5 protein-coding genes are annotated in these 6,256 nt (G+C 55.9%); 1 reads left to right on the top strand and 4 read right to left on the bottom strand.

What is annotated here, in order from left to right; genetic code table 11:
- The first annotated feature begins 184 nt into the window (after positions 1–184).
- Positions 185–1,552: an aminotransferase gene (locus O2N63_RS15375; protein ID WP_271055173.1), complete on the top strand. Its 1,368-nt coding sequence runs from the start codon at positions 185–187 to the stop codon at positions 1,550–1,552.
- A gap of 67 nt (positions 1,553–1,619) precedes the next feature.
- Here O2N63_RS15375 and O2N63_RS15370 read toward each other — a convergent pair whose 3' ends face one another.
- The 4 genes from O2N63_RS15370 to O2N63_RS15355 form a co-directional block, all read right to left on the bottom strand.
- Positions 1,620–3,035: a sensor histidine kinase gene (locus O2N63_RS15370; RefSeq protein ID WP_271055172.1), complete on the bottom strand. Its 1,416-nt coding sequence runs from the start codon at positions 3,033–3,035 to the stop codon at positions 1,620–1,622.
- Between the two features lie 19 nt (positions 3,036–3,054).
- Entirely contained in the window at positions 3,055–4,422 is a 1,368-nt protein-coding gene (locus O2N63_RS15365) for a dihydrolipoyl dehydrogenase family protein (protein ID WP_271055171.1), read from the bottom strand.
- Entirely contained in the window at positions 4,419–5,141 is a 723-nt protein-coding gene (locus tag O2N63_RS15360; RefSeq protein ID WP_271055178.1) for a TVP38/TMEM64 family protein, read from the bottom strand. The genes O2N63_RS15365 and O2N63_RS15360 overlap by 4 nt, the downstream gene beginning before the upstream one ends.
- Before the next feature lie 258 nt (positions 5,142–5,399).
- Complete coding sequence (locus tag O2N63_RS15355) at positions 5,400–6,224, bottom strand: protein-disulfide reductase DsbD domain-containing protein (protein WP_271055170.1); 825 nt, start codon at positions 6,222–6,224, stop codon at positions 5,400–5,402.
- Positions 6,225–6,256: the final 32 nt, after the last annotated feature.

Here is a 6,256-nt window from a genome sequence, read left to right as displayed (position 1 = left end):
CATAAGACGGCCCCAAAGCCGCGTTCCATTCACTGCAAGAGCCATCGGTTTTCTCCGTCGATATATCGGGATCTGCCTAGCTTTCTCAGAGGCGGACTGACCAGTACCCCCTACGGGTGACTGACCTTCCGGCGCGTGCTGGCGTATTTTGCAGCAAGCGTAGTGGACAGAGAGGATCGCAGCCATGACCAGACAAGACGCCAATTCCGCCTGGGCCAAGGACCGCGCGCATGTGTTGCACCCCTATACGGATTTCTCGAGCTTCAAGGACGAAGGCAGTCAGGTCATTACCGGGGCCGAGGGGATGTATGTCACCGACAGTGACGGCAACCGGCTTCTGGATGCTATCGCCGGGTTATGGTGTGTGAATATCGGACATGGACGGCGCGAGATGGCGGATGCGATCTCGGATCAGGTCATGAAAATGCAGTATTACAACCCGTTTGGCCATTCGACCAACGAACCTGCGGCAGAACTGGGAGCATGGTTGGCGACACACGCACCGGGGGATCTGAACCACGTCTACTACACCACCGGCGGCTCGACCGCGAACGACGCAGCAATCCGGTTGGTGCATTACTATTTCACCATGAAGGGGCAGCACCAGAAGAAAAAGATCATCTCGCGCAATAGTGCCTATCACGGGGCGACCTATGTGGCCGCAGAATTGACCGGCATCCACGCAACAAAAATGAGTTTTGACAAAGTAGGCGAGCATTTCATCAACCATGTCTCGGCGGCAAACATGTATGCCAAACCCGATGACATGAGCGAAGACGCCTATTGTGATTTCCTCGTGCAGGAATTTGAGGACCGGATTGAGCAGTTGGGCCCTGACAATGTCGCGGCGTTTATCGCCGAGCCGGTGATGGGTGCCGGTGGTGTATTGGTCGCCCCGAAAGGCTATCACCGTCGCATGTGGGAAGTCTGCAAGCGCCACGACATGCTCTATATCGCCGACGAGGTGGTAACGGCGTTCGGACGCCTCGGGCATTGGTTCGCGTCAGAAGAGGTGTTCGACTATCAACCCGATATTCTTGTCGCCGCCAAGGGCATTACATCGGGTTACATTCCACTGGGTGCCACGCTCATTTCCGATGAAATCTATGAAGTCATCAGCCGCCCGCAATGTGAAGGTGGGGTTTTCTCGATGGGCCTAACCTACTTCGGCCACCCGGTGGCCTGTCGGGCCGCCTTGACGAATATCGAGATCATCCAGCGTGAGGGGCTTCTGGGGCATGCCCGAAACATGGGCAAGCACTTCCAAGAAACCGCAACGGGCCTGTGCGACCTTGAGCATGTCGGAGATGTGCGCGGACACGGGCTAATGCTGGCAGTCGATCTGATGGCAGACAAGACCACCAAAACCCCCTTTCCCGTCACCGCCCAGGCCGGTGCGAACGTCTTCCGGACCTGTGCCGAGCTGGGCGTGATCGTGCGACCGGTTGGAGACAGGATCGTCCTGTCGCCGCCTCTGGTGATTGAGAAGGCAGAGAGCAATCAGATCTATTCGGTTCTGCGGCAAGCCATCAGCGGATTATCCGCCGGTTAGTCTCTACTGTCTGACGTCAGCGCCTATGAGTCCAAACGGGGCAATTTACTAAGCGAGTGATTTTGGCTCATCGTATCCACTGAGAAGTGGACGATGAGAGAGACACTTCAACTTTTTTCGGCAGGACGATCCGGAAACTTGTGCCGCTTTCGTCTGTTTTCTCTAGCGAAAGCTCTCCCCCATGTCCTTTGATGAGTTCTGCTGAAATCGCAAGTCCAAGCCCAGCCCCGCCTTTACGGTTTGATCCCGAGAAGGGTTGGAACAGGTTTTCTCGGGTGGAGAGCGGAAGGCCGGGGCCCGTGTCATGCACTTGGATCACCCATTGATCCTCTTCGTCACGGGCGGATAGGGCAATTTCCCCTTCCTTACCGGTGGCAACAATTGCCTGACGCGCATTTCGGACGAGGTTTGACAGAACCCGATAAAGCTGCTCGGGATCCGCGCGCAGGACCAGCCCGGCGGGAACATCTTCGGCAAAGCTGAGCGGGTGGGCGCCAGAAGCCAAACGTTCACTTGCGATGATGTCATCCACCAGCCCCGCCAGTTCGATCCGCTCCATACGTGGGGCGGGTTCCTCGGCCTTACCGAACGCCAGCGTGTTTTCACATAGGCTGACCGCGCGGGAAATCGAGTTCATCAGCTTGGGGCCAACCCGTTTTACCATCGGGTCCTGACTGCTTTCCATCCGGTCGGCAAACAGCTGCGCGGTGGTGAGGATATTACGCAGGTCGTGAGAAATCCGTGCCACGGCTCCGCCAAGCTGGGCCAGACGTTCTTTCTGTTTCAGCGCGTGGGTCAATTCGGTTTGCAACGTTTGCAGCGCCACTTCTGCCTCATGCAATTCGGTCAGCCCAGTATGGGGGCGGATAATCCGGCGAGTGTCTTCCGGTGATTGGGCATAGGCCTTCATATTGCCAACAACATCGCGGATCGGTCGCACCATCAGAAAACGCACAGCGAGAAAAAGCAGGCTCGCGGTTATGGCTGAGATAACGGCGGAAAGGATGGCGATGTTCTTGCCATAATCGATCATTGCGGCGCGCAGGTCCGTTGTGATCATTGTGACCTCGATCAGCTCTCCTCCCATCCGTACCGGTTGGCCAATCACCCGGATCACCTGCGGTTCCGGACTGACCAGTCGAATGATGGCATCACGCATTAAGTAATAGGGAGTGGACATGCGCAGATCGAAATTCTGGTTCACGGGCCAGGGCGGTGGTGAGGATAGTACCAGCTCACGCATCTCGTCACGCTGGAGTACGACGTTGAAAACATCTGCATTTTCCAAAAGCTCTGCTTCCAGAGCGGGGTCAATCATGTCATCGGCCAGCAAAACCAGCGACGCAATCTGTGCGCGTTCCAGACGGGTCAGCAAATAGTCTTCGCGAAACCGTGCTACCGACGGCACAAAGATCAAAACCTCGGCCAGCATCACGAAGGCCACGGTCAAGATCAGGAAACGGCCGGACAGGGAATTCAACACGACGGACTCCGATTACACTTCAGGGCAGCCAACGTTGCACAAATCCAACCACCCGTTTGACCCTAGGACTATCAAAAAGGCGTGGCGAGAAATAGGCCCCGGCGGCACGTTTCGAAACTTCACCCATTGTTGGGTAGGGCGCAACCATGGCGGCAATCTGGCTCATCTTGAGATTGTTTGCGAGCGCAAGCGCCCAAAGGTTGATCATCTCACCCGCCCCCGGACCAACGATCGACACGCCCACCGGGCGGCCATTGACCACCATCACCTTGATCAGACCTTTGGCCTGCTGGGTGGCAATTGCGCGATCATTGCCAGCAAAATCAAACCGCGCCACTTCAACGCGATCACCGTGGGCCTCGTTTGCGAGCACCTCGGTCAGCCCCACTTGCGCCATCTCGGGACTGGTATAGGTGGCCCATGGGATATGACTGGATTTCGCTTTAGACGGCAGGCCAAACAGCATGGATTTGATGATCACCCCAGCATGATAACCTGCCACATGAGTGAAATGGAGCCCTCCGGCTGCATCACCAATCGCATAAGCTTTGCGGTTTGTGGTCCGCAGACCTTCATCCACTTTAACCCCTACCCGAGTGGTCTCGATGCCAGCCTTTTCAAGACCGAGCTTTTGGATATTGGCCTTGCGCCCTACGGCAACTAAAAGATGGGTGCCTTTGAAAATACGGCCGTCTTTGGCCTCAACTTCAATCGCTCCGGCTTTGCCCCTGACTTCGCAGGCAAGTGCCTCTTCTTCAATCTCGATCCCTTCGTCTCGAAGCGCCTCAAGCAGTTGAGCGGCCATTTCCGGGTCATCCTTGCCCAGCGCCCTGGCCCCTTCAATCACTGTGACGTCACAACCAAGACGGCGGTGGGCTTGCGCCATTTCCAGGCCAATAGGGCCAGCGCCGATGATCAGCAGGTGGTCGGGTTTTTCTTCAAGATCAAAGATTTGTTCATTGGTCAGATACGGCACCTCATCCAGCCCCGGAATAGGTGGAACCAGAGGCGAAGACCCGGTGGCAATCACAAAGCGACGTGCTTTGATAGTGGTGTCCCCCGCCTGCACTTCATTGCGGGAAATAAACGCGCCGTATTCGGTAATGACCTGAACACCCAGCCCTTCAAATCGCTCAACAGAATCATGGGGTTCAATGGTGGCTATGGTGTCACGCACATGGTCATGCGCCTCTTTCCAACCCATCCCCTTGTGCCCAGCATGAAGCAGCGCTTTGGACGGGACACATCCGTAGTTCAGGCAATCCCCCCCCATTTTATGCCCTTCAAGAAGCACAACAGATGCGCCCATCAGCACCGCTCCGGCCGCGACACTCAAGCCACCCGACCCCGCCCCGATCACACAAATATCCGTCTTGATGCGGTTCATGAATGCTGTCCCTTTTGAAGTACTTTAAGAACCATCGGCAGGGCAGCAAGTGCCACAAGACCAAGGATTGGCAAAAGGATGTGGGGTTCAAAGATGATACCAAGATCAGGGGTTTCACCGCGGGCAAACACTTCGCCCAGGCCAGCCCCGACCGAGGTATAAACCAGCCCGCCGGGAATGATGCCGAAGAATGTGGAAATCACGAATCGATGAAGCGGAACCCCAACCAACGCGGGGATCAGATTGGCAACAAAAAAGGGAACGGCAGGGACAAGGCGGATGAGAAAAAGAACCGACCATTGGTTGTCGTCAATCCCGTCCTTGATCTGTTTCACGGCCCCTTCTGACGCTTCCATCTTCGCAGCCAGTTTCTCTCCGAGCCCCCAGCGTGCTGCAAGGAAGATCACGATTGCTCCCATCGTGGCGGCGGTCACATTGAACAAAACACCGGGAAACGTGCCAAACAGGAACCCTCCGGTCAGTGTCGCAATGGTGGCGCCCGGCAGAGAAAACCCGACAATCACAACATATGCTGACATAAAAACCAGCATCGCCAGAAGGTAGTTGGCATCGCGAAAACCGATCAGTGCTTCGCGGTTGGCAGCCAGGGTTTCAAAACTCAGATAGTCGCGTAGCGTGAACGCCCCGATCACAGCCACCGCCAGGATAGCGATAAGCGGCAGACGCTTCAGCAACGGATGATCTGGCTTGGCTGGCATGTCGTCGGTCCCCTTGGCGGTCCCATTGGCCGTAACGTCGGTAGAAGTCATTAAGGCATTCCTTTCTCGTTGAAAGCAACATGAGGCCCCGTGACTGGAATGCCTAGCGAGCGAAATACGATCTCACGGTTGCTTGATCACAGGTGAGTTTTACGAGGGGAAGGTTACAGTTTCTTTCAAAAGCAAAGTAAGTGAGGGGGGGTAACGCCAGCCCCTTCGATGAATGGCTACGTCGGCAAAACAATTCGTCTTATCAGATCAGCTGCCGTTGCATCCCTGGATATCCACGCCTCGCCCAGAACTCAGAACTGTGATGCGAATATCGGACCGGTTCAGTAGAAATGGCTTCCCGCTTGTCGGCACCATTTCGGCCTGTGCCACCAATTGACCGCCTTCCCGTCGACTGGACGCTTCTGATACCCAGACGGAGGAATCTGCGGTTTCGACCACGACCACCTCGTTTGAACCAAGACGCGGCATCTGTAGCTCGGCCGTGATGCGCACCCCGTCTTTGATGGGTTCAACATTGCATGTGGCCGATTTCACACCCGCCTCTTTCGACGTGTCGGGACGCTGGCGAAGCGCGCGTTGGATCGCGCGATCCGAGCCGGTTGGCTGTACGGGCAAAGCCGCAGTCAGCTCTGCCTGAAGTGGTACGCAGATATCCTGACAGACTCCAATCTGCAGGTCGCCATTCAGAGCAATGTCCGCACCACCATCCTTTGGAATAATTCGCATTGGCAGAACAAGTTCATTTTTATATCCAATGGTGCGCACCCCCTGTTCCTCATAGACGTCAGGGACCGGCCAATGAAACTGCACCGCTTCGATGTTGCGCGAACCTCTCAAATCCAGACTGGGAGGAATACCGCTATCTCCAGGTGCTCGCCAATAGGTCTTCCACCCTTCCGCAAGCCGAATGCGCAAGGCGGACATATGCGCCCCGTCATCGGTTCGCCATCCGGTCAGCACTTCGATCTGAGCAATATCTTCGAGCGCCGGTGGTATATCGGAACCAGCCAAAGCGGGTTTCCCGGCCACAAGAGCAAGACAGGTGGCAAGATATGCAAGTCTGCGTTTCATGTGCACAATAGATAAGCAGTTGTCGCGAGAAG

The sequence above is a fragment of the Aliiroseovarius salicola genome (assembly GCF_027891095.1).
Classification (GTDB): Bacteria; Pseudomonadota; Alphaproteobacteria; order Rhodobacterales; family Rhodobacteraceae; genus Aliiroseovarius; species Aliiroseovarius salicola.
The sequence above is the reverse complement of the archived record's forward strand: the minus strand, read 5'-3'. Positions and strand labels throughout refer to the sequence as shown.

Bases quoted from the DNA above. Each gene is read 5' to 3' on its own strand.
- O2N63_RS15375 (WP_271055173.1), top strand. From the start codon at position 185: ATGACCAGACAAGACGCCAATTCCGCCTGGGCCAAGGACCGCGCGCAT.
- O2N63_RS15365 (WP_271055171.1), bottom strand. From the start codon at position 4,422: ATGAACCGCATCAAGACGGATATTTGTGTGATCGGGGCGGGGTCGGGT.
- O2N63_RS15360 (WP_271055178.1), bottom strand. From the start codon at position 5,141: ATGCCAGCCAAGCCAGATCATCCGTTGCTGAAGCGTCTGCCGCTTATC.
- O2N63_RS15355 (WP_271055170.1), bottom strand. From the start codon at position 6,224: ATGAAACGCAGACTTGCATATCTTGCCACCTGTCTTGCTCTTGTGGCC.